Below are 24,725 nucleotides of genomic sequence, written 5' to 3'. Positions count from 1 at the left end.
AGAGGCGCAATAAAGGCGCTACGTTAGTGAGCAGGAGATGGCCGCGCAAGCGGCGGCGGTTTATTTCTTTATGGTGATCGTTCCCACGCTCTGCGTGTGAATGCAGCCCGTGACGCTCTGCGTCACATCTAGAGCCGAACGCGGAGCGTCCGTTGAGGCATTCCCACGCGGAGCATGGGAACGATCAGAGTGCGGTGCCTCAGGATTTAGGCGGGTTGACCTTGGCCACCAGCGCATACGCCTTCACCGTCGCCGGGCGGTTCTGGATGTGGTTGAACCAGCGCAGCACGTTGGGGAAGTCTTCCAGGTTCTGGCTCTGCCACTTGTGAGAAACGATCCACGGGTAGATCGCCATGTCGGCAATGCTGTATTCGCTGCCGGCGACAAATTCATTGTTCGCCAGTTGCTTATCCAGTACTCCATAAAGGCGGGCGGTTTCGTCGATGTAGCGTTTGATCGCGTAGGGGATTTTTTCTGGCGCGAACTGGCTGAAGTGATGATTCTGCCCGGCCATCGGCCCCAGGCCGCCCATCTGCCAAAACAGCCATTGCAGCGCTTGCTGGCGCCCGCGCAGATCCTTGGGCAAAAGCTTGCCGGTTTTCTCCGCCAGGTACAGCAGAATCGCCCCCGACTCGAACAATGCCAACGGTTCACCGCCATCGACCGGCTCATGATCGACGATGGCCGGGATTTTGTTGTTTGGCGAGATCTTCAGGAATTCGGGTTTGAACTGGTCGTTCTGGCTGATGTTAATCGGGTAAACGTTGTACGGCAGGCCTGCTTCTTCCAGGAATATCGAAATCTTGTGGCCGTTGGGGGTGGTCCAGTAATACAGGTCGATCATGAAGTACTCCATTATCAAGAGACATCGTCAGGTACGGACAGCGACCGTCGGCATCAGGTCGTCCTGTTTGCGTTTGATGGCTTGCCAGTAGCAAGAGGTGATGCTGAAGTGCGGGGAATTCAATGCCCCGGCAGGAGAAAAGTCGGCATGGAGCTCAAGACAAACGCGGCGCTGATCATCATCGATCAACAAAAAGGCATCCTGCATCCCAAGTTGGGCCGCCGAAACAACCCTCAGGCCGAAGAGCGCATCCTGGAATTGCTGGGGCATTGGCGCCGAACCGGGCGGCCGGTGATTCATGTGCAGCACCTGTCCCGCTCAGAGGATTCAGTGTTCTGGCCGCAGCAATCGGGGGTGGAATTTCAGGAGCGTTTTCAACCCATGACCGGCGAGCAAGTGATTCAGAAACACGTGCCGGATGCCTTTTGTTCGACGGGGCTGGAGGCGCGTTTACGGGAGGCGGGGATCGATCAGTTGATCATCGTCGGCGTGGCGACCCACAACTCGGTGGAGTCCACGGCGCGAACGGCCGGCAACCTGGGGTTTGAAGCGTGGGTTGCTGAGGATGCGTGCTTTACCTTCGACAAGGCGGATTTTTTTGGTAACGCCCATTCAGCCGAGGAAGTGCATGCGATGTCGCTGGGTAATTTGCAGGGTGAGTATGCAACTGTCATCAGTACCGCAAAAATTCTGCAGGCCGACTAAAAAACCTGTGGGAGCGGGCTTGCCCGCGATAGCGGTGTGTCAGACATCGGGGATGTTGAATGTGCCGCCGCCATCGCGGGCAAGCCCGCTCCCACAGTAGATTTGTGTCGTACGCGCAATCTATGCACGACGATAACCTTGTGGGAGCGGGCTTGCCCGCGATAGCGATTCAACAGGCGAAAAAGATATCCGCCCGAAGCCTCAAGCGCCGTGGCACTTCTTGAATTTCTTGCCATTGCCGCATGGGCAAGGATCGTTGCGGCCGACGTCTTTCAGGGCGTTGCGCACCGGTTCCTGGTGGGCGTGGCCGCAGTTCGGGCCGTGGACATGGCCATGGTCGTGATCATGGTGGTCGTGATGGTCATGATCGTGGTTGCAGTCAGGGCCATGGACATGAGGTTGCTGAGTCATCGGGGTCACTCCGGAATTAAATCGGCGGCGATTATCACGCCATTGCGCGCCAGGTGCACGTAGTGCGCGATGAATAAACCGGTTTCCAGCTCACCTTCCAGACGATAGGGGATCGGTTGGTCGGGTTTTTTCAGCAGTTTCACCAGGTCCCGGACTTTCGGCCACAGGTTGGTGCGGATCGGCACTTTTAAATAAGCGCTGCGATTGGGACCGACCGTGAACCAGTGTTCGTGCTCGCCTTCGGTCAGCAGTATGTCCCCGAGGTGAATGCGATATTCCAGGGCACGCACCGTCAGGTCCTGGTCATTGGGATTGTCGACGCGAAAGTGCAGCAGGAACTTCTGTTCCAGTAGTTTGGCCCGGACCACCTCGACCTTGACTAGATGAACCTGCGGCTCCGGCAGATCGTCGCTGAACCACGACGCACAGCCGCCGAGCCCCAGAAACAGGAGCAGGGTGAGCAGCTGTAATGCGCGCCGCCGGGTGTTCATGGTCGTGTTCTCCCTTGTAGCAGCTGCTACAGCTGCTACAGCTGCTACGGCCGAACGCAGCCTTTGGCAGCTGCTACAGGGATCAACTCAAGCGCCAAAGTAACTTGCGCAGCACTTCTTGAACTTCTGCCCGCTGGCGCACGGGCACGCATCGTTACGCCCGGCCTTGAGTAATACGGTGGGGTCGATGAAATACCAATGGCCGGCGTTCTGTACGAATGACGAACGTTCGCGGTGGCTGTGTTCGCCGCTGCTGTCGTGCCAGCGAGCGGTGAAGGTGACGAAAGCGTGCTCCGGCTGTCCGCCGAAGACCTCGGCGCTTTCCACCTCCAGGCCCAGCCAGGTGCTTTGGGCGCTCCAGTCGCTGATCGACTGGCGGTCCAGGCCGGCCTGTTGTGCGGGCAGGGTGGTCGCCACCAGATAGTCGATCAGCCCCAGTACATAGGCGCTGTAGCGCGAACGCATCAAGACTTCGGCGCTGGGGGCGGGGTGGCCGGCGTGGTAATGGCCACAGCAGGCATCGAGTAGTGTGCCGCTACCGCAAGGGCAAATGGATGTACTCATTGCGTTACCACCAATATTTCCCGAAGTTTTCCGGATTGGCCCAGAAGCGTGAGTTCAGCCAGTCGGGCACCTGTTTATAGTCAAGCAGATCGTAGGTAAACAGGGTCAGCACTTGATCGTCGCGCTGGAAGCGTTCGCTGGCTTGCAGCGCCAGGGAGAAAAAGTCCGTCTCCTGCCAACCGCACGCCGGCAAGTCGGCCAGCACCGCAATGCGACTGGCATTGAGGTTGCGTATCCCGCCAAGCAGATTCAGGCCGTCGCGCTTGGGCAAGTGTTCGAGGCAATCGAGCATCAGCGCCAGATCAAACCGCTGTGCTGCCAGTTCGGCGGGCAGTGGCCCGGGCGCAGCAAAAGCGACGAGGCTGTCCGGGTGCGCGAGCTTGAATGCCTCAAGCGCGGGGAATTCGCTGGCGCCAATCAGCAACAGACGCACCGGGGCGTAACGATCAAGCAAAGCGGCCAACGCCTGCTGGGGCGTGCGCGAAGAAATACCTGCAATCATCGAAGATCCTCAATCAGAGCGCCAAGACTAGCTTGCCCCAACGTCCGGGCCTAGCGTTCCGTCTCGCGGGTTTAGCCAAAAAGCGCCGATCTTCCGTGAACACGGGGCAAAACAGCAATGGCCTATTGCTGGCGGAGATTAAAAGACGGGTCTTTACTCCCTAGAATCGGTTTTAAGCCGATCCCTCAGGAGAAGAACTAGATGAGCATAATTCGGACAGCATTACCCTTGGTTCTGCTAACCAGTGTGTTGACTGGTTGCGCAGGTTTACAGAAAACCGACTGGCCGACCTGTGCGGGTGTCGGCGGTGTCATCGGTGCAGGGCTCGGCGCGACCGAAAGCTCGGCATGGGCGGGGTATGGCGCGCTGCTGGTCGGCGGCACGGCAGCGGCCTATTGCTGGGTGCATGGCGATGGCGATGAAGACGGCGATGGCGTGCCGGACAGCCGCGACAAGTGCCCGGGTACACCTAAAGGCGTGCGGGTCGATGCCGACGGTTGCCCTCCACCAGCGCCTGCGCCGGTGGTCGAGGAGACGGCGGTGGTCAAGGAAGAAGTCATCGTTATCCGTGATGTGCACTTCCAGTTCGACTCGGCCAAGCTCACCCCGGCCGATAAAGACGTACTCAACACCATTGCCACGCGCCTGAAACAGGAATCCTCCAGCGCCCAACTGACCGTGACCGGGCATACCGACAGTGTCGGCAGTGATGCCTACAATCAGAAACTGTCGGATAGACGCGCCCATTCAGTGGTGGAATACCTGATATCCCAAGGCGTGCCACGCAGCAGCTTCGTGTCCGTGACCGGTGCCGGTGAAAGCCAGCCGGTGGCTGATAACAAAACCGCTGACGGCCGTGCGTTGAACCGTCGCACGGAAATCAAAATCAACCGCTAGCCCTCTCGCATTCCGCGGCTTGTACAGTCGCGGATGCGGGTCTTTACTCCTGTGTGACCGGTATGGGCCGGTGACACAGGAGCATTCACAATGAGCGTTCTCACAAGGACCGTTTTGCCGGTTCTGCTGCTTGGCAGTCTTCTGACCGGTTGTGCGACTCACAGCGATGGCACCGCCCCCCTCAATCAACGTACCTGGCCGATCTGCAGCGTCATTGGCGGACTGGTCGGCGGCGGTTTGGGGGCAATGGAAAGTAGTGCCTGGGCAGCGGGTGGCGCGGCGCTCGGGATTCTGACCGGTGGCCTGATCTGTTATGCCCAGGATGGCGATGAAGACGATGATGGCGTCTTCGATCGACGTGATCGCTGCCCTGATACGCCAGCCGATACGCCAGTCGAACATCACGGTTGCCCACTGCCGCAATACCCGGCCAGCGTGAAGCCTGTTGAACCTCCGGTATCCGAAGTCATCACCCTGAACGGCAACGTGCTGTTCGCTTACAACCAATCCGAGCTGATGCCCGAAGCGCGCAGTGAATTGGATTCGCTGATGGTCAAATTGCAGAACACCGATGTGGTGAGCATTAAAGTCATCGGTCATACCGACAGCCAGGGTTCGGACGCCTATAACCAGAAACTGTCGGAACGTCGTGCCAGCAGCGTGGCGGCCTACCTGCTGAGTCAGGGGCTGGCGCCGAACAAACTCACCAGCGAAGGCCGGGGCGAAAGCCAGCCGGTGGCCGATAACGACACGGAAGAAGGGCGGGCACAAAACCGTCGTGTGGAATTGCACATCAATCGCTGAGCCCTGTGATAGAGCCGTCGGATATCGATTCAGGTTGGTCCGACGGCCAATTCGCGACCTTCGGGAAGAATTTTTTGTTGCACTCTGGCTTATCCCGCGTGTAAGCCGTTACTGTGCGCGCAAAGAATAATTCTCAACGAGGCAGCGTATGAAGGTGTTTTGGGGGCTGGGGAAGTTGTTGACCCTGCTGTTCTGGTTGGTGGCGCTGGTCAATCTGCTCATACCGTTTGTTCATCCCTTTCACCTGCTGATCAATTTTGCAGGCAGTGTGTTGGCAGGGCTCCATCTTTTGGAGTTGGTGTTCTGCAACCGTAGCCTCAAAGGTCGAGCCCACCCTTGGCGTGATCGTCTGAAGATTGTCTTTTTCGGCGTTTTCCACCTGCAAACCATTCCGGCCCCGGCCGCTTCGAAGGCCTCCCATGCGTAAACTCTGTCTGCTCGCTGCACTTATCAGCCCATTGGCCTGCGCGCAGGTGGTGAGCGTCGAAACCAACTCGCTGATGCGCTTGCCCAACACCGCCAGTACCTTGCAACTGGAGCGGCTGGAAGTCGCCGATTATGGCACCTTGCTGATTCCCTCGAACGTGACCGAAGTGACGGTCGGTGAGCTGCACCTGGGACGCGATGCGCGGATTGCCATTGTGCCGGGCGAACAGGCTCTGGCATTGAAGGTCAGCCGGGCCGAGTTGGCTGAAGGCAGCCAGATCACTGCACGGGGCGCGCCGGGGACATACCTCAAGGCCGCTCGCTCCGGGCGCAATCTGGATTTGCAGATCAAAGTGTTGAACGCGCCGCAATTGTCGGTCGACGCTCGCGGTGGCGCAGGTGCTCCAGGTTTTGTCGGCCTTGATGGGGCTAATGGTCAAGCACCGGGTTGTACCTGGGGCCAGGCCGGTCGCGGCGCCGATGGCAGCAATGGCAGCGACGGCCAGCCGGGCGCACCTGGGGCGCTGGTGCGGCTGGAAGTGCCGCGTGATTACCCGACGGAGCAGATCAAGGTCGAGGTTGCGGGCGGGGTTGGTGGCGCGGCAGGGCCGGGGGGTAAACCTGGAGCGGGCGGCAAGGCCAAGGGCTGCGTCGTCTATAAAGCCGATGGCGGCAAGAGCGGCCGCCCCGGTGTCGACGGCCAGCCAGGGCCTGCGGGAGTGGCGGGTTCGGTGACGATTCAGCGGTTGTAAGCCCTCAAGCGATCGTTCCCACGCTCTGCGTGGGAACGCAGCCCGTGACGCTCCGCGTCACTGGACGCAGAGCGTCCCTTGAGGCATTCCCACGCAGAGCGTGGGAACGATCACGGCCGAGCCGCAGCAATCGCCACCAGCACCAACCCGACCATCAGGTTAATCCCCACCAACCGACGAATCTTACCCAGCACCGCCGCGCCCGTCGGCCAGTCCTGAGCCGCCACCGCCGTGCGCAGTTCCGGCAGCAGCAACGCCTGAATCCGGATAAACAGCGCCGTCATCACTACATACAATCCCATCATCACTTGCACATACCGCGGCGCCGCTTCAAATCCGGCGAACTGCAGATGAATCATGCCCACGCCGCTGATCGGCAAAAGCACCACCGCGATCCAGACCCAGCGGAAAAAAACCTGAAACACTTCCACCCACAGCGTCAACCGGGCAGGGCCTTCCAGCGCCTTCATCGCCGCGGGCCGCAAGACCATCCAGGCGAAAAACATGCCGCCGACCCACACCAGGGCGGCCAGGACATGCAGGGTATAAACGATGCCAAAAGGTGTCATTGAGGTACTCCGTTCTGCGCGGGATTGATTAGCGGGGTATGATAGCGGCCGATCCGAACCACTGAAAATTTATCCAGCCTTTTTTGATGATCAGCACTGAACTCAAAACCACGATCCAGGGCGCCTATTCGCGTTTTCTCGAAGCCAAGAGCCTCAAGCCGCGCTACGGCCAACGCCTGATGATCGCCGAAATTGCCAAGGTCCTCGGTGACATCGACACCGACGACGAAGGCCGGCGCAGTGGCGACCCCGCGATTGTCGCGGTGGAAGCCGGCACTGGTACCGGCAAAACCGTGGCCTACAGCCTGGCGGCCATCCCGACCGCGAAGGCCGCCGGCAAGCGTCTGGTGATTGCCACGGCCACCGTCGCCCTGCAAGAGCAGATCGTCTACAAGGATTTGCCCGACCTGATGCGCAACAGCGGGCTGAATTTCAGCTTCGCCCTGGCCAAGGGCCGGGGGCGCTACATGTGCCTGTCCAAGCTGGATATGTTGCTCCAGGAAGGTCACGCGCAGACTGCCACGGCACAGCTGTTCGAAGAAGAAGGCTTCAAGATCGAGGTCGATGAGGCCAGCCAGAAGCTGTTCACCAGCATGATCGAGAAGCTCGCCGGCAATAAGTGGGACGGCGACCGCGACAGTTGGTCGACGGCGCTGGAAGACGCTGACTGGGCGCGCCTGACCACCGATCACAGCCAGTGCACCAACCGTCATTGCCCGAACTTCGGCCAGTGCGCCTTCTACAAGGCCCGCGAAGGCATGGGCAAGGTCGACGTGATCGTCACCAACCACGACATGGTGCTGGCCGACCTGGCCCTGGGCGGCGGCGCGGTACTACCAGATCCGCGCGACACCATCTATGTGTTCGACGAAGGCCACCACCTGCCGGACAAGGCCATCGGCCATTTCGCCCATTACACGCGTCTGCGGTCCACCGCCGACTGGCTGGAAACCACCGCCAAGAACCTCACCAAACTGCTGGCCCAGCACCCGCTGCCGGGCGATCTGGGCAAGTTGATCGAGCAAGTGCCGGAGCTGGCCCGGGAAATCAAGACCCAGCAGCAGTTCATGTTCAGCGCCTGCGAGCAAGCCGCCGACTTCAAGCCCGGCGAAGACGTTGAAGGTCGCGAGCGCCCACGTCACCGTTTCGTCGGCGGGGTGATTCCCGAGCACATGCGCGAAATGGGCATCGAGCTGAAGAAGGGCTTTGCCCGCCTGACCGACCTGTTCACCCGGCTCACCGATCTGCTCAAGGAAGGCATGGACGGCGAGGTCAATATCGGCATCGCCAGCAACCAGGCCGAAGAGTGGTATCCGCTGTTCGGCAGCCTGTTGTCGCGTTCTTCGGGCAATTGGGAGCTGTGGACCGCCTTCACCGTCGAAGACCCGGAAGACAACCCGCCCATGGCCCGTTGGCTGACCCTGGCCGAAAGCGGTTCGCTGTTCGACATCGAGGTCAATGCCAGCCCGATCCTCGCGGCGGACATGCTCCGGCGCAACTTGTGGAACGTGGCTTACGGGGCGCTGGTGACATCGGCGACCCTGACCGCTCTCGGCACTTTCGACCGTTTCCGCATGCGTGCCGGCCTGCCTAAAACAGCCGTGACCGCGGTGGTCCCGAGCCCGTTCCATCACGCCGACGCCGGCGTGCTGCGGGTGCCGGACCTGAAAGCCGACCCGCGTGACGCGCCGGCCCACACCGCGGCGATCATCCGCGACCTGCCGCAACTGGTAGAAGGTTCACGTGGCACCCTGGTGCTGTTCTCCTCACGTAAACAGATGCAGGACGTGTTCGACGGCCTGGATCGCGACTGGCGCAAGCAAGTGTTCATTCAAGGCAACCTGTCGAAGCAGGAAACCCTGAACAAGCACAAGGCGCGGGTTGATGGCGGGGATTCGAGCGTGCTGTTCGGCCTGGCGAGTTTCGCCGAAGGCGTGGATTTGCCTGGTGCCTACTGCGAACACGTGGTGATCGCCAAGATTCCGTTCTCGGTGCCCGACGATCCGGTCGAAGCGGCTCTGGCGGAATGGATCGAGGCCCGCGGCGGTAATCCGTTCATGGAGATTTCCGTGCCCGACGCCTCGCTGAAACTGGTCCAGGCCTGCGGTCGCTTGCTGCGAACCGAAGAAGACCGCGGCACCATCACTTTGCTCGACCGTCGTTTGGTCACGCAGCGATACGGCAAAGCTATTCTCAATGCGTTGCCGCCATTTCGTCGTGAAATTTCCTGATGCACCGGTGGGCAAATTTGCCCACCGCGTTGTCTACCTCACTGCCACTGCCTTTCCACTGGCCCATTGATGGTCGTTAGGGAGAACCACGTTCCTATGATTCGCCGTTCGTTGCCCGCTGTTTTTGCCTTGATGTTCGCAGCTCCTTTGCTGGCGGCCCCTGCCGGCCAGCAGACGCTGTTCAACTTTGTGCGTCCCGCCGACGTGGTTCAGGTGGCGACCCAGGACGCCAGCCTCCCGCAATCCAACGCGGAGCAAACAGCCGAAGGCGAAGTGCTGCGCCGCGTGACCTTCAACCCGGTCGCCCAGCCGACCTTGCGCCTGACGCCGCAGACCGGTGCCTGGGACTGGTCGCAGTCGGGTGTCATGAGCTTGCGGATCCAGAGCGCGATGAACTGGGCCGTGACCTTGTACGTGAAAATTCAGAGCAACGACGGCAAGACCTTGGTCAGCCGTGTCGATCTGCCGGCCGGCCCTGCGCAAACCCTGTTGGTGCCACTGCAGCCGAGTACACCTTTGAGCCAGGGCATGAAAGCCGGCCCGCCGATGCCGATCAATTTCGAAGGCCAGCGTGTATTGCTGACCAGCAGCACCGGTGAGCTGGACCGCAGCCAAGTGGTGTCGGTGACCTTGTCGATGGATCAGCCGAAAGTCGCTCAAAGTATCCTGCTCGAACGCTTCGGCGTGCAGGACGGCGAGGCTGTCACCAAGGCGGCTTATGGCGGTCTGGTGGATGCCTACGGTCAATCGACCCGGGCCAAATGGCCGGAGAAGGTCAGCAACGACGAACAACTGAAATCCGCCGCGGCCAAAGAACAGCAACAATTGAAAACCTGGTTGGCCGAGCGCGAGAAGGCCTCGCTGGACAAGTTCGGCGGCTGGACCAAAGGCCCGGCGTTCAAGGCCAGCGGCTTTTTCCGCACCGAAAAGCGTGACGGCCGCTGGTACCTGGTGACCCCGGAAGGGCATCCGTTCTATTCCCTCGGCGTCAACACCGTGACTCCGAGTGTCAACCAGACCTACGTCGCCGGTCGTGAGTGGATGTTCGAATCCCTGCCCAAACCCGACGAGCCCCTTGCCAGCTATTATGGCGAAGACGACAACCGTGGCGGCAATGGCGCCGATCAGGGCCGAGCCTACAACGCCGGTCGCTGGTACGACTTCTATGGGGCCAATCTGCAGCGTCTTTATGGCGAGCCTTGCGCACCGGGCAGCGACACCAAGGCCGGTGTCGCCGAAGCGGCCAAGGCTGACGCGGTTGAGGCGACGGCTGATAAGAACGCCGGGCAATCGGTCATTCCTGCGGCTACCGAATCCACCGCTGGTGTTGCCGAAGCAGCCAAGACCGGCGCGGTTGAAGCATCGGTCGAAAAAACGGCCGCCGAACCCTGCAAAGTGGTTTTCGACGAAAAACGCTGGGCCAGTCATACCCTCGATCGCCTGCAAGCCTGGGGTTTCAATACCATTGGCAATTGGAGCGCACCGGTGTTTGGCAACACTGACCGGGTACCGTATACCTTGCCGCTGTCGATCGTCGGCGATTACGCCAGCATCAGCACCGGCACCGATTGGTGGGGCGGCATGCCCGACCCGTTCGATCCGCGATTCGCCATGGCCACCGAACGCGCCGTGGCCATCGCCGCCCGCGACCATCGCGACGATCCCTGGCTGATCGGTTACTTCGCCGACAACGAACTGGCCTGGGCCGGTCCCGGCGATGACCCGAAGGCCCGTTACGCGCTGGCCTACGGCACTTTGAAAATGACCACCGATGTGCCGGCCAAACGTGCCTTTCTCAAACAGCTGCGTGACAAGTACCGCAACCAGGCGGGCCTTTCCAAGGCATGGGGCATTGATCTGCCGGCCTGGGAATTGATGGAAGACCCGGGCTTCGTGCCACCGCAGCCGAGTGCCGAATACCCGGAAATCGAAGCCGACTTCAAATACTTCCAGAAGGTCTTTGCCGACACCTACTTCAAAACCGTCTCCGACTCGCTCAAATGGCATGCGCCGAACCAGTTGTTGTTGGGTGGCCGTTTTGCCGTCAGCACCCCGGAAGCCGTCGAGTCCTGCGCGCAATACTGCGATGTGTTGAGCTTCAATATGTACACCCTGCAACCGCAGGATGGTTACGACTTCATCAGACTGCGCAACCTGGACAAGCCGGTGCTGATCACCGAATTCAATTTCGGATCAAAGGATCGCGGCCCGTTCTGGGGCGGCGTGACACAACTGGCGAAAGAAGAAGACCGCGGCCCGGCCTACGCCAACTTCCTCAAACAGGCGATGAGCGAACCGTCGATTGTCGGGGTGCATTGGTTCCAGTACCTCGATCAACCGGTGACCGGTCGCCTGCTGGATGGCGAGAACGGTCACTTCGGGCTGGTGGGTATTACTGACCTGCCGTTCCAGGGTTTTGTCGACACTGTGCGCAAAAGCAACTTGCAGACTGTCGATCAACTCGGCAAAGAGGCCGAGAAGGCCAGGGCTGAGGCGGTAAAACCCGCCGAGATCCATGAGGGCGGGGGTGGCAAGCAAGGCGCTGGTCATGCGGGCGGGCATTCAGGTAATGGTCATTGAGTCTGATACACCACAAACCCTGTGGCGAGGGGGCTTGCCCCGTTCGACTGCGAAGCGGTCGCAAAGCCTGAATTTGCGGTTTATCTGTAGAGACATGGGGGCCGCTTCGCGACCCAACGGGGGCAAGCCCCCTCGCCACAGGGATCGCACCATCGATGTCTGCGGCATTCTCAGGGCCGGGCGACCGCCCGGCCCGACCCTGTTCCCAAAACCCTCAAGGGCTGGAACAATGCGGGCCACTTTGTAGAGCGTTTATCCGGGAGAGTTGCGGGTGCAGATTCAGGGTCATTACGAGCTTAAGTTCGAAGCGGTGCGCGAAGCTTTTGCCGCGCTGTTCGACGATCCTCAGGAGCGTGGCGCGGCGTTGTGCATCCGGATTGGCGGTGAAACCGTTCTCGACCTCTGGGGCGGTACCGCCGATAAGGACGGCACCGAAGCCTGGCACAGCGACACCATTGCCAACCTGTTTTCCTGCACCAAGACTTTCACCGCCGTGACCGCGCTGCAACTGGTGGCCGAAGGCAAACTGCAACTGGATGCCCCGGTCGCCCGCTACTGGCCCGAGTTCGCTGCCGCCGGCAAAGAATCCGTGACCCTGCGCCACTTGCTCTGCCATCAGGCCGGGCTGCCTGCGCTGCGCGAGTTGCTGGCCCCTGAAGCACTTTATGACTGGCAGACCATGGTCGATGCCCTGGCTGCCGAAGCGCCATGGTGGACGCCGGGTGAAGGTCACGGTTATGCGGCGATCACCTATGGCTGGCTGGTCGGTGAGTTGCTGCGTCGCGCCGACGGTCGTGGGCCCGGCGAATCCATCGTGGCACGGGTCGCGAAGCCTTTGGGGCTGGACTTCCACGTCGGCCTCGCCGACAAAGAGTTCCATCGCGTGGCGCACATCGCCCGTGGCAAGGGCAACCTCGGCGATGCCGCGGCCCAGCGCTTGCTGCAAGTGACCATGCGCGAACCGACGGCCATGAGCACCCGGGCCTTCACCAACCCGCCGTCTATAATGACCAGCACCAACAAACCGGAATGGCGACGCATGCAGCAGCCCGCTGCCAATGGCCATGGCAATGCCCGCAGCCTGGCCGGGTTCTACGCCGGTCTGCTCGACGGCAGCCTGCTGGAAAGCGAAATGCTCGACGAGCTGACCCGCGAGCACAGCGTCGGCGAAGACAAGACTTTATTGACCCGGACCCGCTTCGGCCTGGGTTGCATGCTCGATCAACCGGACGTACCCAACGCCACCTACGGCCTCGGCCCACGGGCGTTCGGTCACCCGGGCGCCGGCGGCTCCATCGGTTTTGCTGACCCGGAATACGATGTGGCCTTCGGCTTTGTGACAAATACCCTGGGGCCGTACGTCTTGATGGATCCACGAGCCCAACAGCTTGTGCGAGTACTGGCCACTTGTCTGTAAATCACACTTAAGGGGGCCAGGGCCGGAACCCGAAAGTCTTTGTGGTTTCAAAGCGCTGTTTATCCGGGCTAACCCGGTCTGATTCTTCATTACTTCATTTTGTGGATATCCAATGTCGTCCAATAAAACTCTCGCCCTGGCCCTGTGCTTCGCTATCACCGGTTGCGCACAAACCCCACAAAATGACGCAGACGGCGGCAGCTGGTGGCCGTTCGGCTCTTCCGACAAGGTGGGGACCAAAGAGCCGGCCCCGGCCCCGCTGAAACCTGCTGCAACAGCCCCCGTCGCCAAGGCTGACAGTGCATCCCCTTGGTACTGGCCGTTCGGTTCTGATGACGCTGCCGACAAAGTGGCCAAACTGGACGTGAAACCGGAAGTTAAACCTGAAGCCAAGCCGGTCGTTGCAGCCAAGGCTGAAGCCGATGCCGGTGGCAATTGGTGGTGGCCGTTCGGCGGCAAGGAGCAGAGCACCGCCAAAGCCGTGCCGATGCCCGATCCGAAAGTCACTCAAGCCTGGCTCGACGACTACGAACCGCGCCTGCGTGAGGCGATCAAGGACAGCAACCTGAAACTTGAGCGCCGCGAAAACGTGCTGGTCGTCACGGCACCGGTAGACGGCTCGTTCAACCCTGATCGTCCGGCCATGCTGCTGCCGGTGACCCTCGGCCCGTTCACCCGAGTCGCGAAAATCCTCGAAGTCGATCCAAAGACTGCCGTGCTGGTACTCGGTCACAGTGATACCTCGGGCGCCGCTCCGGCCAACGTGAAGCTGAGCCAGGAACGTGCCCAGGCAGTGGCGGCGATCTTCCGTCTCAGCGGTCTGCAGCGTGATCGCCTGATGCTGCGCGGCATGGGTGGTGAGGCTCCGCGTGCCGCCAACGACAGTTCTGAAGGTCGTGCCTTGAACCGTCGCGTCGAGCTGTTGGTGACGCCGGCAAATACCATGGTCGCGTTGCTGAGCAAGTACAACATGCCGGCTCCGGCACCAGTGAAAACGATGGTCGCTGCGCAAGACATCAAGCCTGTGGCCAAGCCTGTGACCCCGGCACCTGCTGCGAAGAAAGCGGCTGTGCCGGCGACGAAAAAGGCACCGGCCAAGAAAGCGGCTGCCAAGGCTCCAGCCAAAAAAGCAATAGTGAAAAAGACTGCGCCAGCTAAAGCTGCCGCCGACACCAAGAAAGTCGTCGCCGCCGACGCCACAAAGCAGTGATTCGTTAACCAAAAGGAATGCGCCATGACCCGGCCCTTGGCAGATATGCGTCGCGACTACACCCGAGATGGCCTGACCGAGGCGCAAGCCCCGGCCGAGCCGTTCGCGCTGTTCCATCAGTGGTTTGCCGATGCGGTGAATACCGAGCAGGTGCCGGTGGAGGCGAATGCCATGACGCTGGCCACCGTCGATCAGGACGGTCGGCCGCATTGCCGCATCCTGCTGCTCAAGGGCCTGGACGAGCAGGGCTTCACCTTCTTCACCAACTATGAAAGCGACAAGGGGCAGCAACTGGCAGCCAATCCATTTGCGGCCATGACGTTCTTCTGGCCGGCCCTGGAGCGCCAGGTACGCATCGAAGGGCGGGTGGTGAAGGTCACGCCTGAAGAGTCCGACGCTTATTATCAGGTTCGTCCTCTGGGCAGCCGTCTCGGTGCCTGGGCCTCGCCCCAGAGCCGGGTGATCGCCGATCGCGGCGAACTGGAAGCGCTGCTCAAGAACACCGAGCAACGTTTCAGCGACACCCAGCCTCACTGCCCCGAGCACTGGGGCGGTTATCGCTTGCTACCCGAGCGCATCGAATTCTGGCAGGGCCGTCCGAGCCGTCTGCACGATCGCCTCAACTACCGCTTGCAGGGCGCCGACTGGGTTCGTGAACGCCTGGCGCCGTAAACAGCCTACCGATCGGGATACCCTGCCGCAGCGGCCTCAAGCCACTGAGGCAGGTCCCGCCGCTTGATCTTCTGCGTTTGAGCGTTTGCCAGTTGCTGGAGCATAAAGGCTCTTTTCTGTTCGTCTTTACCCGCCAGTGACAACGCCAGGTCGCGGTCCATCCAGCGTTTGATCCGCACGTACAGCCACCCATGGAAGTACAAGCCGGCGACGGTCGTGACGACAATGATGAAGTAATCCATGAAAATCCTTGGGTCAGCGGCGCAGATTTTGTAATTTGACGCTACTGTGTGCTGAGTTCGAAAAAGCGCCTGTATCGGGCCTGAATGAAACCAATTTTATCCGGGCAATGCCGTGACAGGCGTCAAGCTGCGGAGTTTAATGGATACCTGTCCTATGGAGTTTGATGCTATGCGTAAGTCTGTTCTGCTGGTTGCTTCCTTTTCCACGATGGCGATGTTGCTCTCCGGTTGCCAATCGAGCCTGACCGGTGACTCCTACTCCCGTGACGAAGCGCGTCGTGTGCAGACGATTCGCATGGGTACCATCGAAGCCCTGCGTCCGGTGAAAATCGAAGGCACCAAAACCCCGATCGGCAGCGCCGCCGGTGCAGTCGTGGGCGGTGTCGGCGGTAGCGCCATCGGCGGCGGTCGCGGCAGCATCGTCGCAGCGGTCATCGGCGCCGTCGCCGGCGGCCTGGTGGGCTCGGCTGCCGAAGAAGGCCTGACCCGTACTCAAGGCGTCGAAATCACCGTGCGCGAAGACGATGGCAGCATGCGCGCCTACGTGCAGCAAGTTCAGCCGAACGAAGTATTCCGTGTGGGTGAGCGGGTGCGGATTGCCACTGTGGATGGGACTAGCCGCGTTTCGCACTGAGTGGGAATGTAAGGTGAAAGAAAACCCCGATCAGGTGACTGGTCGGGGTTTTCTTTTTGGCTGTGGGGTTTCTGATCATTCCCACGCTCCGCGTGGGAATGCATCTCGTGACGCTCCGCGTCACCAGTGCGCAGGACTCGAGTCTAGCGTCGCCAGCGGAACGCAGAGCGTCCCCGGCGGCATTCCCACGCGGAGCGTGGGGACGATCAATAAACTCAGTTTTTTTATCAAAGGCTTCAATTTTGTAGATCATAGGGGGGCTTGTTACCAGGCTTCACTGTAATCAAACGCAATTTGATAGTCGTAAGTGGTCAAGACGATGTCGTGTTGAAAAAAAGGCTGAATTGTAGCGACCCATTTTTCAATTACATTGAAACCGCCATTATTGATGTTGTTTTCCACCGGGATACCCAAGGCATTCAATACTGACTCATCATCGCCTAAGTCTTTGGACGATTCCTCGCCTTGGCAGAGTTGGGTTTGTTTGTCGTACCACTCCAGTCTCAGTTTTAATCCCATCATTACCTCACAAATATTTTTTCTTGATGCTTCTTTCATCTTTCGGGTCTTCGCGCCGTTCACCTGTAATGGGGTCAAACGCTCCTAAGTGGGCTCCATCACTTGCGCGGTATACCTCCAATTCTCCGTGCATCGAATCCCACTCGTAAATTCTCCTGCCCTTGGCATCTGTCCAACGTTCTCGAAGCCCACCACCTCCTTGTATAGGATTCATTTTTTTTGCTTTTTTCAGGCCGGGAAACGCGGTGATTTGTTCTGTTTTCGGAGGTTTATGATAGCTATGCCCCGCTGATGGTAGGCCTTTACGTGAAGTGTTAACTACGATGTATAACGGCCCAACCCCCGAATCCGCCGGAAACACAAGAATGAAATCCTTGTACTCAGGCGGGTACACCGGATTCACGATGATGCTGTCAGCTGCCTTAGTCGGCGGATAAACCCAGATATGCGGTGCTTGCGGTGCGGCTTCCAAAGCGGGGATGCCGAGGACGTTTGAACCGTCCTCGACCGGTGTCCAGATCAGCTCGATGCCGTCCCCAAGATCAGCCACCTGCTGATTGCCGCGCAAGGTGAATTGCACGACATCGACCATCTCCCAGTCACGGTTTTTACCGGTGTAGAAACCGTATCCCTTGAGACTGCCGTCAGCCTGCTGCTCGACTCTGAGGCGCACGCGAGTGCGTGCCTGTTTGAGGGATCGCAGTTGATCTTCGGTGTAGAGCGAGCTGTCGCCAAGACTCGACGGTATGACCAAGCCCACCAGACCTGCCAAGGTGGCTGCAGCGGTGCTGGCGGCGACGGCGGGCAGTGCGGCAAACGCTGAGCCACCCAGGGCGAAGCTGCCGAAACCTGCCGGAATGGCAGTGCCACTGATTTTCTTGAGCGGGATACCACCGCTTTCATCGACCTCGCGAGCACCCAGCAGAACCAGCTCGCCATAGTCTTTCAGGCTGTCAGTCGGAACAACGCCGGAAGGATTCGTGTAGTCGATGATTGCATCGGGCAGTTTGCAGGACTTGGCGAACACGCATCCCGCGCGGACAACATCGTCCTTTTTCGCTGTGACGTGAAGGCTGTCTTCGAAGGCCAGCTGCCTGGCCAGCATGGCGTCGTAGGCGTTTTGTCTGGCGTCACGCTGGGCCAATTCGGTGGCCGTCATATAGCGATGAGTGACGTGATGCCCATCGCCCGACGGCGGGTTTTGCACCCTTGGGATGTCCTTGTTGCCAGCCACTGATTGTCCTTTCATTCGTCCATCGGCAACCCCCGAAAGAGGGGCTGCACGACGTTAACGAACGTGACGAATCGTGGCTGTAGGACGAATCCTGAAGATTACAGGGATTGTTCTCCGGGTTTCAGGGCCGGCAGCGCAGCGCTCTTGCGACTCGCCGCCGCCGTCACCGCATAACCGATCAATGCCGCCAGAATCGAACCGGTCAGAATCCCCATGCGATCCATCCCGGCGTATTCACTGGTGCCGGGCACGAAGGCCAGGGAACCGACGAACAGGCTCATGGTGAAACCGATGCCGCAGAGGATCGCCACGCCCAGCACCTGACCCCAGTTGGCGCCTTGGGGCAGGGTGGCGATGCCGATTTTCACCGCCAGCCAGGTCAGGCCGTAGACACCGATGGTCTTGCCCAGCAGCAGGCCGACGGCGATACCCATCGGTACGTGATGGGTGAAGCTTTCGACGGTCACGCCGCTCAGGGACAGGCCGGCGTTGGCGAAGGCGAACAGCGGCAGGATGCCGTAGGCCACCCACGGATGCAGGGCATGTTCCAGGGTCAGCAGCGGCGAAGGCTCGGCGTTTTTCGTGCGCAGGGGAATGCAGAAGGCCAGGGTCACGCCGGCCAGCGTGGCGTGCACGCCGCTCTTGAGCACGCAGACCCAGAGGATCAGCCCGATGATCATGTACGGCCCGAGTTTAACCACGCCAAGTCGGTTCATCCCGATCAAGGCCGCGATGCAGGTCGCAGCCAATGCCAGGGACAAGGTCGACAGCGCGCCGGAATAGAAGATCGCGATGATGATGATCGCGCCCAGGTCATCGATGATCGCCAGGGTCATGAGGAACAGTTTCAGCGACACCGGCACGCGTTTACCCAGCAAGGCCAGTACGCCAAGGGCGAAGGCAATATCGGTGGCGGTCGGGATCGCCCAGCCCCCCAAGGCGGACGGGTTGTCGCGGTTGAGGAACCAGTAGATCAGCGCCGGCACCACCATGCCGCCAATCGCCGCCGCGCCGGGCAGGACGATTTGCGACGGTTTAGACAGTTGGCCGTCGAGGACTTCGCGTTTCACTTCCAGGCCGATCAGCAGGAAGAACAGGGCCATCAGGCCGTCGTTGATCCACAGCAGCAGCGGCTTGGCGATTTTCAGTGCGCCGATTTGAGCCACCACGGGGGTGTCCAGCAGCCCGCTATAGAGCCACGACAGCGAGGAATTGTTGATGATCAGGGCGAGGGCCGCCGCGGCGATCAATAACAGACCGCTGGCAGCTTCCAACTGAAAGAAACGCGTGAACGTGCTACGCAGAGGCAAGGTCGCTCTCCATCGATGAATTCAAAAGGTGGCACACCCTAACCCGTACCGTTAGTTGTTAAAACAAAAGTTATATTCTTTTTTGTTATATGTCGTGACAACGCGGACGGTCAGCAAAGGCCTGAGCCTAGCAGTTGCCGGACGTATTGGACCTCAGCTGTATCTGTGCATGATGTAGGTTCTTTCCTAAGCTTGTGGGCTGAGCCTTGCGACAAGGCCGACTCTTTGCCTGATTCAACGAGAAAACCATCATGAGCGACAACCGACAGTGGGCCCGCGAAGCCATCCGGATCATCGAAGCCGACTTCCAGCGCAGCGCCGACACCCACCTGATCCCCTTGCCGCTGCCGGGGTTGCCGGGCATCGAGTTGTATTTCAAGGATGAGTCGAGCCATCCCACCGGCAGCCTGAAACACCGGTTGGCGCGTTCGTTGTTCCTCTACGCCCTGTGTAACGGCTGGCTCAAACCCGGTGCGCCGGTGATCGAAGCCTCCAGCGGTTCGACGGCGATTTCCGAGGCGTACTTCGCCCGCCTGCTGGGGTTGCCGTTCATTGCGGTGATGCCTGCGACCACGTCCAAGGAAAAGATCGCGCAGATCGCTTTCTATGGTGGCAAGAGCCATCTGGTGGACGATCCGACGCAGATCTACGCCGAATCCGAACGCCTGGCTCGCGAACACGACGGGCACTTCATCGACCAGTTCACCTACGCCGAGCGTGCCACCGACTGGCGGGCGAACAACAACATCGCCGAATCGATCTTCCAGCAGATGCGCTTCGAGCAGCACCCGGAACCGAGCTGGCTGATTTCCAGCCCCGGCACCGGCGGCACTACCGCGACGCTCGGCCGCTACGTGCGCTATCGCCAGCATTGCACCCGCGTGCTGTGCGCCGATGCCGAGCGTTCGGTGTTCTTCGATTATTACCAGACCGGCGATGCCAGCCTGCGCCTGGATTGCGGTTCACGGATTGAAGGCATTGGCCGGCCGCGGGTGGAAGCGTCGTTCCTGCCCAAGGTGATCGATGCGATGGTCAAAGTGCCGGACGCGTTGTCGCTGGCGGCCATGCATTACCTGGCGCAGCGTTTGGGGCGACGAGTCGGCGGATCGAGCGGCACCAACCTGATCGGTGCCTTGATGGCAGCCCACCAGATGCTGGCGGCGGGGGAGTCGGGGTCGATCGTGGCGATTCTGTGCGACGGCGGCGAGCGCTATGCCGATACCTATTACGATCAGGCCTGGCTCAAGGCCCAGGGGTATGAGTTGAGCGGTTTGATGGATGCCGTGGCGGCGAGTGTCGAGCGCGGCGAGCCGCTGCCGGCCAGCGTGTTGCGCGCCAATATCTAAGATCTTTCAGACGCTGAAGACCCTTGTGGGAGCCGGGCTTGCCCGCGATGACGGATTCAAATTCAACAGAAATGTTGACTGATCCACCGCTATCGCGGGCAAGCCCGGCTCCCACAGGTTTTGTGTTGTTCGGTGATCTGCGTGTCAGGCCTCGAGGCCAAGAATGTCACGGGCCACCGCTTCGGCAATCCGAATACCATCGACACCCGCCGACAGAATCCCGCCCGCATAACCCGCGCCTTCACCGGCCGGGAACAAGCCCTTCACGTTCAGGCTCTGCATCGACTCGTTACGGGTAATCCGCAGCGGCGATGACGTGCGCGTCTCGATCCCAGTCAATACGGCGTCGTGCAGCGAGTAGCCACGAATCTGCTTCTCGAACGCCGGCAGGGCTTCGCGAATGGCTTCGATGGCAAACGCCGGCAAGGCCAGGGCCAAATCACCCAAGGCAACGCCCGGCTTGTAGGACGGTTCGACGCTGCCCAATTCAGTGGATGGCTTGCCTGCAATGAAGTCACCGACCAATTGCGCTGGCGCTTCGTAATTGCTGCCGCCCAGCACAAAGGCGTGGGATTCCAGGCGTTCCTGCAACTCGATGCCGGCCAGCGGGCCGCCCGGGTAATCGACTTCCGGGGTGATGCCGACGACGATCCCGGAGTTGGCGTTGCGCTCGTTACGCGAGTACTGACTCATGCCGTTGGTGACCACGCGATTCGGCTCGGAGGTCGCCGCCACCACGGTGCCGCCCGGGCACATGCAGAAGCTGTAGACCGAACGACCGTTACTGGCGTGGTGCACCAGTTTGTAGTCGGCAGCACCGAGTTTCGGGTGTCCGGCGTATTTGCCCAGGCGCGCGCGGTCGATCAGCGATTGTGGGTGCTCAATGCGGAAACCCACCGAGAACGGCTTGGCTTCCATGTACACGCCACGACCGTGGAGCATGCGGAAGGTGTCCCGGGCGCTGTGGCCGAGGGCCAGAATCACGTGTTTCGAATGGATCTGCTCGCCGCCATTGAGCTCGACGCCAACCAGTTGGCCATCGTCGATCAACACATCGGTGACGCGCTGCTGGAAGCGCACTTCGCCGCCCATGGCGCGAATCTGCTCGCGCATGTTTTCGACTACACCGGTCAGACGGAACGTACCGATGTGCGGTTTGCTGACGTAGAGGATTTCTTCCGGCGCGCCGGCCTTGACGAACTCGTGCAAGACTTTGCGACCGATGAATTTCGGGTCCTTGATCTGGCTGTAGAGCTTGCCGTCGGAGAACGTACCCGCGCCGCCTTCGCCGAACTGAACGTTGGACTCGGGGTTAAGCACGCTTTTGCGCCACAGGCCCCAGGTGTCCTTGGTGCGCTGACGCACTTCGGTGCCACGTTCGAGGATGATCGGCTTGAAGCCCATTTGCGCCAGCAGCAGCCCGGCGAAGATCCCGCACGGGCCGAACCCGACCACGATCGGGCGCTGGCTCAGGTCGGCCGGCGCCTGGCCGACCACTTTATAGCTGACATCCGGCGCCACGTTGACGTTACGGTCATCGGCGAATGTGTGCAGCACCGACGCCTCATCGCGAACGTTGAGGTCGATGGTGTAGATGAAGCACAGTTCGGAGGACTTTTTGCGCGCATCGTAGCTGCGCTTGAACAAGGTGAAATCGAGCAGGTCATCACTGGCGATGCCCAGGCGCTGCACGATGGCAGGGCGAAGGTCTTCTTCGGGATGGTCGATCGGCAACTTGAGTTCGGTGATTCGTAACATGGCGGGATCCGGTTCGCGGGGCGCACAACTGCGCCAGGGCGTTTGAAGCCCGCGATTATAAGCCTCAAAGGATGATTCCAGTGAGGCTAAAACGATCAGTCGTTACGCGATCCGCCGAAATACCCACAGCCGCGTTGCACCTGGCCGTCGATGCGCAGCTCGGCGCTCATGTGCTGCACGCTGCCGGTGCTGCTATCGACGCAACGTTGCGGGGCGACCCAGAGTTCGATGCGTTGATTATTGGCTTCGCTGCTGAGGTTGAAGCGGCCATCGCCCAGTTGCTCTTCAACGTACGGCAGGGCCAAGGGCGGCTGGCCGGCGCGGTCGATGACCATGCCTTTGCCACTGACTTTGACGTTCCATTCAGGGCCATGGCCGGCGGCGCGCAGGATCAGCTGTTTGAAATTGGGATCGTCACACGCCGTGCCCGAGCGCTCGACGCGGTACAGCTGCGCCAGATCGAGCCGACTCTCGGCACCACTGGCAACGATCCGGCCTCGCACGTCAGCAAACAACTTGCCCTGATCATCGGCCAGGGTCGCGGCCTCTTGCAGGACGCTGGTGCCGCCGGTGTCGTTGACCACATAACTGCGCTGCTCATTGCACGGCTGGAACAGCAACTTGCCGTCGGCCGCCGTCAACTGGCCCTGCATGCGGGTCTGGCCCACATGGGAAGCACTTTCGCGCGGGGCATCAAGAAACTGGCAGGCGGCGAACAGCGGAAGCAGGGCAACGAGTATTAAGGAACGGGCAGCACGCATCTTTGAGTCTCCTGACAAGTGCCGCCACGTTACTCAGCCTGACCGTTCATCACAACCCTGCATGCCCTCGCTTTCCTACGGCTCGTGTTCGTTTTAGCCGACGCGGTAGGTCTGGCCGGTCTGTAAGCCTTCCACGCTTTTGGCGTAGGCCAACGCCACTTCGGCGGCGGGAACCGGTTTGAAACCACGGAAGTAGGGGGCGTAGCTACCCATGGCTTCGACCAGCACGTTCGGGCTGACCGAGTTGATGCGCAAACCGCGCGGCAGTTCGATCGCCGCGGCGCGGACGAAACTGTCCAGGGCGCCGTTGACCAGGGAGGCCGAGCTGCCGGTACGAATCGGATCGTGGCTGAGGATGCCGGTGGTGAAGGTGAATGACGCACCGTCATTGGCGAATTCCCGACCGATCAGCAACAGGTTGACCTGACCCATCAGCTTGTCCCGCAAGCCGAGCTCGAAGTCTTGGGCGGTCATGGTGGCCAGCGGCACGAAGTTGACGCTGCCGGCGGCGCAGATCAGCGCATCGAAATTGCCGGTCTGTGCGAACAGTTTGCGGATTGAGGCGCTGTCACTGATGTCGACCTGGAAATCACCGCTCTTGCGGCCGATACGAATGATTTTGTGGCGTTGGGACAGTTCATGGTCAATGGCTGAACCGACGGTGCCAGAGGCGCCAATCAAAAGAATTTTCATCGTGCTGTTCCTTAAATGGGTTGGATTTAAATTTAAGTCTAGTGTGGTTTTTTTTATTAATAAGCGTGCTAATGGGCAACCTTTGGTTTTCAAATGGAAACAATCCATGAGCGAAATGGACGATCTGGCGGCGTTCGCGGTGTTGATCGAGGCGGGCAGTTTCACCCTCGCCGCGCAGCAACTGGGGTGCAGTAAAGGGCAACTCTCCAAGCGCATCAGCCTGCTGGAAACGCGGTTTTGCGTGGTGTTGCTGCAACGCACCACGCGCCGCTTGAGCCTGACGGCGGCGGGTGCGGCGTTGTTGCCGCAAGCCCAGGCGCTGGTGGTACAAGTGGAGCGTGCGCGTCAGGCGTTGGCACGACTGAAAGACGACATGGCCGGCCCGGTGCGGATGACAGTGCCGGTTTCATTGGGGGAAACGTTCTTTGACGGCGCGCTGCTGGAATTTTCCCGGCAATACCCCGAGGTGCAGATCGAACTGGAGCTCAACAACCACTACCGCGACTTGTCCCGGGACGGTTTCGACCTGGCGATCCGCTCGGAAGTGGCCAACGACGAACGCCTGGTCGCCCGACCGCTACTGGCCTGGCACGAAATGACCTGCGCCAGCCCTGCGTACCTTGAGCGATTCGGTGAACCACTGACGCCTCAGGCCTTGGCCGAGCACCGCTGCCTGCTCAACAGTCACTACAGCGGCCGCGAAGAATGGCTTTATCACCAACAGCACGAGTTAACGCGGGTGCGCGTGTCGGGGCCGTTCGCCAGCAACCATTACAACCTGCTGAAAAAGGCTGCATTGACCGGTGCCGGCATTGCGCGTTTGCCGTCCTATCTGCTGCAAGAGGAATTGGCTGACGGGCGTTTGCGCTGGCTCCTGCGCAATTATCAGACCCGCAGCATGCCGATGTACCTGGTGCACCCGTATCAGGGTGGTTTGCCGAAGCGTACCCAAGTGCTGGCGGATTATTTGATGGGTTGGTTCAAGCGTAGTGGCGAGGCGCTGGATCGGCTTTAGCCAACCACACAAATCCTGTGGGAGCGGGCTTGCCCGCGAATGCAATCTGACATTCAACATTGATGGTGGCTGACCCACCGCTTTCGCGAGCAAGCCCGCTCGCACATTTGGATCTTCATTTGTCTGGAGGTCTGAGGT

At 60.3% G+C, this 24,725-nt stretch carries 26 protein-coding genes; 13 read left to right on the top strand and 13 right to left on the bottom strand.

The annotated features are described in order from the left end of the window. Positions 1-199 precede the first annotated feature (199 nt). The gene (locus PSH65_RS25675) at positions 200-844 is read right to left on the bottom strand and encodes a glutathione S-transferase N-terminal domain-containing protein (RefSeq protein ID WP_305423118.1); all 645 of its coding nucleotides are present in this window, start codon (positions 842-844) and stop codon (positions 200-202) included. Positions 845-991: 147 nt separating this feature from the next. Between PSH65_RS25675 and PSH65_RS25670 the strand changes: the two genes are divergently transcribed. Next, positions 992-1,549: a cysteine hydrolase family protein gene (locus PSH65_RS25670; protein ID WP_305423116.1), complete on the top strand. Its 558-nt coding sequence runs from the start codon at positions 992-994 to the stop codon at positions 1,547-1,549. A 201-nt stretch (positions 1,550-1,750) separates the two neighbouring features. On the opposite strand, the gene PSH65_RS25665 is transcribed toward PSH65_RS25670, so the two are convergent. From PSH65_RS25665 to PSH65_RS25650, 4 genes are all read right to left on the bottom strand, one after another. Beyond that, positions 1,751-1,960 (bottom strand): SEC-C metal-binding domain-containing protein, encoded by a 210-nt coding sequence (locus PSH65_RS25665; RefSeq protein WP_007906737.1) that lies wholly within the window; start codon positions 1,958-1,960, stop codon positions 1,751-1,753. Between the two features lie 5 nt (positions 1,961-1,965). Further along, the gene (locus PSH65_RS25660; protein WP_305423114.1) at positions 1,966-2,451 is read right to left on the bottom strand and encodes an LEA type 2 family protein; all 486 of its coding nucleotides are present in this window, start codon (positions 2,449-2,451) and stop codon (positions 1,966-1,968) included. Positions 2,452-2,538: 87 nt separating this feature from the next. Continuing rightward, on the bottom strand, positions 2,539-3,015 hold the full coding sequence (locus PSH65_RS25655; RefSeq protein WP_123719790.1) for a YchJ family protein: 477 nt from the start codon (positions 3,013-3,015) through the stop codon (positions 2,539-2,541). A gap of 4 nt (positions 3,016-3,019) precedes the next feature. After that, positions 3,020-3,517 carry a DUF6231 family protein gene (locus PSH65_RS25650; RefSeq protein ID WP_305423111.1) on the bottom strand — a complete coding sequence of 166 codons (498 nt, stop codon included), beginning with the start codon at positions 3,515-3,517 and terminating at the stop codon, positions 3,020-3,022. 201 nt (positions 3,518-3,718) lie between these two features. Here PSH65_RS25650 and PSH65_RS25645 point away from each other — a divergent pair, with 201 nt between their 5' ends. The 4 genes from PSH65_RS25645 (at position 3,719) to PSH65_RS25630 (ending at position 6,396) form a co-directional block, all read left to right on the top strand. Next, the gene (locus PSH65_RS25645; RefSeq protein WP_305423110.1) at positions 3,719-4,414 is read left to right on the top strand and encodes an OmpA family protein; all 696 of its coding nucleotides are present in this window, start codon (positions 3,719-3,721) and stop codon (positions 4,412-4,414) included. A 90-nt stretch (positions 4,415-4,504) separates the two neighbouring features. Then, entirely contained in the window at positions 4,505-5,218 is a 714-nt protein-coding gene (locus tag PSH65_RS25640; RefSeq protein WP_305423109.1) for an OmpA family protein, read from the top strand. A gap of 148 nt (positions 5,219-5,366) precedes the next feature. Next, positions 5,367-5,645, top strand: coding sequence for a DUF1145 domain-containing protein (locus PSH65_RS25635; protein WP_305423108.1), 279 nt, complete (start codon positions 5,367-5,369; stop codon positions 5,643-5,645). Further along, positions 5,638-6,396 carry a collagen-like protein gene (locus tag PSH65_RS25630; protein ID WP_305423106.1) on the top strand — a complete coding sequence of 253 codons (759 nt, stop codon included), beginning with the start codon at positions 5,638-5,640 and terminating at the stop codon, positions 6,394-6,396. Before PSH65_RS25635 ends, PSH65_RS25630 begins: the two co-directional genes overlap by 8 nt. A gap of 110 nt (positions 6,397-6,506) precedes the next feature. Here the strand turns inward: PSH65_RS25630 and PSH65_RS25625 are convergent, their stop codons facing one another. Next, entirely contained in the window at positions 6,507-6,965 is a 459-nt protein-coding gene (locus PSH65_RS25625; RefSeq protein WP_305423105.1) for a CopD family protein, read from the bottom strand. Between the two features lie 86 nt (positions 6,966-7,051). Here PSH65_RS25625 and dinG point away from each other — a divergent pair, with 86 nt between their 5' ends. The 5 genes from dinG (at position 7,052) to pdxH (ending at position 15,075) form a co-directional block, all read left to right on the top strand. After that, the gene (gene dinG, locus PSH65_RS25620; protein ID WP_007906715.1) at positions 7,052-9,196 is read left to right on the top strand and encodes an ATP-dependent DNA helicase DinG; all 2,145 of its coding nucleotides are present in this window, start codon (positions 7,052-7,054) and stop codon (positions 9,194-9,196) included. Between the two features lie 96 nt (positions 9,197-9,292). Next, a complete protein-coding gene (locus PSH65_RS25615) occupies positions 9,293-11,776 on the top strand; it encodes a beta-galactosidase (RefSeq protein WP_305423104.1) in 2,484 nt (827 codons plus the stop codon). A 271-nt stretch (positions 11,777-12,047) separates the two neighbouring features. After that, positions 12,048-13,193 (top strand): EstA family serine hydrolase, encoded by a 1,146-nt coding sequence (locus tag PSH65_RS25610; RefSeq protein WP_030131288.1) that lies wholly within the window; start codon positions 12,048-12,050, stop codon positions 13,191-13,193. A gap of 112 nt (positions 13,194-13,305) precedes the next feature. Further along, positions 13,306-14,403, top strand: coding sequence for an OmpA family protein (locus PSH65_RS25605; protein ID WP_305423102.1), 1,098 nt, complete (start codon positions 13,306-13,308; stop codon positions 14,401-14,403). A 24-nt stretch (positions 14,404-14,427) separates the two neighbouring features. After that, on the top strand, positions 14,428-15,075 hold the full coding sequence (pdxH, locus tag PSH65_RS25600; RefSeq protein ID WP_052966961.1) for a pyridoxamine 5'-phosphate oxidase: 648 nt from the start codon (positions 14,428-14,430) through the stop codon (positions 15,073-15,075). Between the two features lie 5 nt (positions 15,076-15,080). Here pdxH and PSH65_RS25595 read toward each other — a convergent pair whose 3' ends face one another. Then, a complete protein-coding gene (locus PSH65_RS25595; protein ID WP_305423099.1) occupies positions 15,081-15,317 on the bottom strand; it encodes a hypothetical protein in 237 nt (78 codons plus the stop codon). Between the two features lie 169 nt (positions 15,318-15,486). Between PSH65_RS25595 and PSH65_RS25590 the strand changes: the two genes are divergently transcribed. Next, positions 15,487-15,951 carry a glycine zipper 2TM domain-containing protein gene (locus tag PSH65_RS25590; RefSeq protein WP_305423097.1) on the top strand — a complete coding sequence of 155 codons (465 nt, stop codon included), beginning with the start codon at positions 15,487-15,489 and terminating at the stop codon, positions 15,949-15,951. A 264-nt stretch (positions 15,952-16,215) separates the two neighbouring features. Here the strand turns inward: PSH65_RS25590 and PSH65_RS25585 are convergent, their stop codons facing one another. The 3 genes from PSH65_RS25585 to nhaA form a co-directional block, all read right to left on the bottom strand. Then, positions 16,216-16,509: a colicin E3-like toxin immunity protein gene (locus PSH65_RS25585; protein ID WP_370694668.1), complete on the bottom strand. Its 294-nt coding sequence runs from the start codon at positions 16,507-16,509 to the stop codon at positions 16,216-16,218. Further along, complete coding sequence (locus PSH65_RS25580; protein WP_305423096.1) at positions 16,478-17,704, bottom strand: S-type pyocin domain-containing protein; 1,227 nt, start codon at positions 17,702-17,704, stop codon at positions 16,478-16,480. The genes PSH65_RS25585 and PSH65_RS25580 overlap by 32 nt, the downstream gene beginning before the upstream one ends. Before the next feature lie 98 nt (positions 17,705-17,802). Then, the gene (gene nhaA / locus PSH65_RS25575; protein ID WP_305423095.1) at positions 17,803-19,014 is read right to left on the bottom strand and encodes a Na+/H+ antiporter NhaA; all 1,212 of its coding nucleotides are present in this window, start codon (positions 19,012-19,014) and stop codon (positions 17,803-17,805) included. A gap of 248 nt (positions 19,015-19,262) precedes the next feature. Here nhaA and PSH65_RS25570 point away from each other — a divergent pair, with 248 nt between their 5' ends. Beyond that, positions 19,263-20,360: a PLP-dependent cysteine synthase family protein gene (locus PSH65_RS25570; RefSeq protein WP_305427052.1), complete on the top strand. Its 1,098-nt coding sequence runs from the start codon at positions 19,263-19,265 to the stop codon at positions 20,358-20,360. Between the two features lie 144 nt (positions 20,361-20,504). Here the strand turns inward: PSH65_RS25570 and PSH65_RS25565 are convergent, their stop codons facing one another. From PSH65_RS25565 to PSH65_RS25555, 3 genes are all read right to left on the bottom strand, one after another. Then, positions 20,505-22,118: an NAD(P)/FAD-dependent oxidoreductase gene (locus tag PSH65_RS25565; protein WP_305423094.1), complete on the bottom strand. Its 1,614-nt coding sequence runs from the start codon at positions 22,116-22,118 to the stop codon at positions 20,505-20,507. 95 nt (positions 22,119-22,213) lie between these two features. Continuing rightward, a complete protein-coding gene (locus PSH65_RS25560) occupies positions 22,214-22,879 on the bottom strand; it encodes a COG3650 family protein (protein WP_305423092.1) in 666 nt (221 codons plus the stop codon). A 93-nt stretch (positions 22,880-22,972) separates the two neighbouring features. Continuing rightward, on the bottom strand, positions 22,973-23,572 hold the full coding sequence (locus tag PSH65_RS25555) for a short chain dehydrogenase (protein WP_305423091.1): 600 nt from the start codon (positions 23,570-23,572) through the stop codon (positions 22,973-22,975). A 106-nt stretch (positions 23,573-23,678) separates the two neighbouring features. Between PSH65_RS25555 and PSH65_RS25550 the strand changes: the two genes are divergently transcribed. Then, positions 23,679-24,587, top strand: a complete 909-nt coding sequence (locus tag PSH65_RS25550) for a LysR family transcriptional regulator (protein WP_305423090.1) — start codon at positions 23,679-23,681, stop codon at positions 24,585-24,587. Positions 24,588-24,725: the final 138 nt, after the last annotated feature.

Source organism: Pseudomonas sp. FP603 (assembly GCF_030687415.1).
Classification (GTDB): Bacteria; Pseudomonadota; Gammaproteobacteria; order Pseudomonadales; family Pseudomonadaceae; genus Aquipseudomonas; species Aquipseudomonas wuhanensis.
Note: the sequence above shows the minus strand (reverse complement) of the source record. Positions and strands in the feature narration are given on the sequence as shown.

Excerpts from the sequence above, each read along its gene's own strand:
- PSH65_RS25675 (WP_305423118.1), bottom strand. The coding sequence starts at position 844 with ATGATCGACCTGTATTACTGGACCACCCCCAACGGCCACAAGATTTCG.
- PSH65_RS25670 (WP_305423116.1), top strand. The coding sequence starts at position 992 with ATGGAGCTCAAGACAAACGCGGCGCTGATCATCATCGATCAACAAAAA.
- PSH65_RS25665 (WP_007906737.1), bottom strand. The coding sequence starts at position 1,960 with ATGACTCAGCAACCTCATGTCCATGGCCCTGACTGCAACCACGATCAT.
- PSH65_RS25660 (WP_305423114.1), bottom strand. The coding sequence starts at position 2,451 with ATGAACACCCGGCGGCGCGCATTACAGCTGCTCACCCTGCTCCTGTTT.
- PSH65_RS25655 (WP_123719790.1), bottom strand. The coding sequence starts at position 3,015 with ATGAGTACATCCATTTGCCCTTGCGGTAGCGGCACACTACTCGATGCC.
- PSH65_RS25650 (WP_305423111.1), bottom strand. The coding sequence starts at position 3,517 with ATGATTGCAGGTATTTCTTCGCGCACGCCCCAGCAGGCGTTGGCCGCT.
- PSH65_RS25645 (WP_305423110.1), top strand. The coding sequence starts at position 3,719 with ATGAGCATAATTCGGACAGCATTACCCTTGGTTCTGCTAACCAGTGTG.
- PSH65_RS25640 (WP_305423109.1), top strand. The coding sequence starts at position 4,505 with ATGAGCGTTCTCACAAGGACCGTTTTGCCGGTTCTGCTGCTTGGCAGT.
- PSH65_RS25635 (WP_305423108.1), top strand. The coding sequence starts at position 5,367 with ATGAAGGTGTTTTGGGGGCTGGGGAAGTTGTTGACCCTGCTGTTCTGG.
- PSH65_RS25630 (WP_305423106.1), top strand. The coding sequence starts at position 5,638 with ATGCGTAAACTCTGTCTGCTCGCTGCACTTATCAGCCCATTGGCCTGC.
- PSH65_RS25625 (WP_305423105.1), bottom strand. The coding sequence starts at position 6,965 with ATGACACCTTTTGGCATCGTTTATACCCTGCATGTCCTGGCCGCCCTG.
- dinG (WP_007906715.1), top strand. The coding sequence starts at position 7,052 with ATGATCAGCACTGAACTCAAAACCACGATCCAGGGCGCCTATTCGCGT.
- PSH65_RS25615 (WP_305423104.1), top strand. The coding sequence starts at position 9,293 with ATGATTCGCCGTTCGTTGCCCGCTGTTTTTGCCTTGATGTTCGCAGCT.
- PSH65_RS25605 (WP_305423102.1), top strand. The coding sequence starts at position 13,306 with ATGTCGTCCAATAAAACTCTCGCCCTGGCCCTGTGCTTCGCTATCACC.
- pdxH (WP_052966961.1), top strand. The coding sequence starts at position 14,428 with ATGACCCGGCCCTTGGCAGATATGCGTCGCGACTACACCCGAGATGGC.
- PSH65_RS25595 (WP_305423099.1), bottom strand. The coding sequence starts at position 15,317 with ATGGATTACTTCATCATTGTCGTCACGACCGTCGCCGGCTTGTACTTC.
- PSH65_RS25590 (WP_305423097.1), top strand. The coding sequence starts at position 15,487 with ATGCGTAAGTCTGTTCTGCTGGTTGCTTCCTTTTCCACGATGGCGATG.
- PSH65_RS25585 (WP_370694668.1), bottom strand. The coding sequence starts at position 16,509 with ATGAAAGAAGCATCAAGAAAAAATATTTGTGAGGTAATGATGGGATTA.
- PSH65_RS25565 (WP_305423094.1), bottom strand. The coding sequence starts at position 22,118 with ATGTTACGAATCACCGAACTCAAGTTGCCGATCGACCATCCCGAAGAA.
- PSH65_RS25560 (WP_305423092.1), bottom strand. The coding sequence starts at position 22,879 with ATGCGTGCTGCCCGTTCCTTAATACTCGTTGCCCTGCTTCCGCTGTTC.
- PSH65_RS25555 (WP_305423091.1), bottom strand. The coding sequence starts at position 23,572 with ATGAAAATTCTTTTGATTGGCGCCTCTGGCACCGTCGGTTCAGCCATT.
- PSH65_RS25550 (WP_305423090.1), top strand. The coding sequence starts at position 23,679 with ATGAGCGAAATGGACGATCTGGCGGCGTTCGCGGTGTTGATCGAGGCG.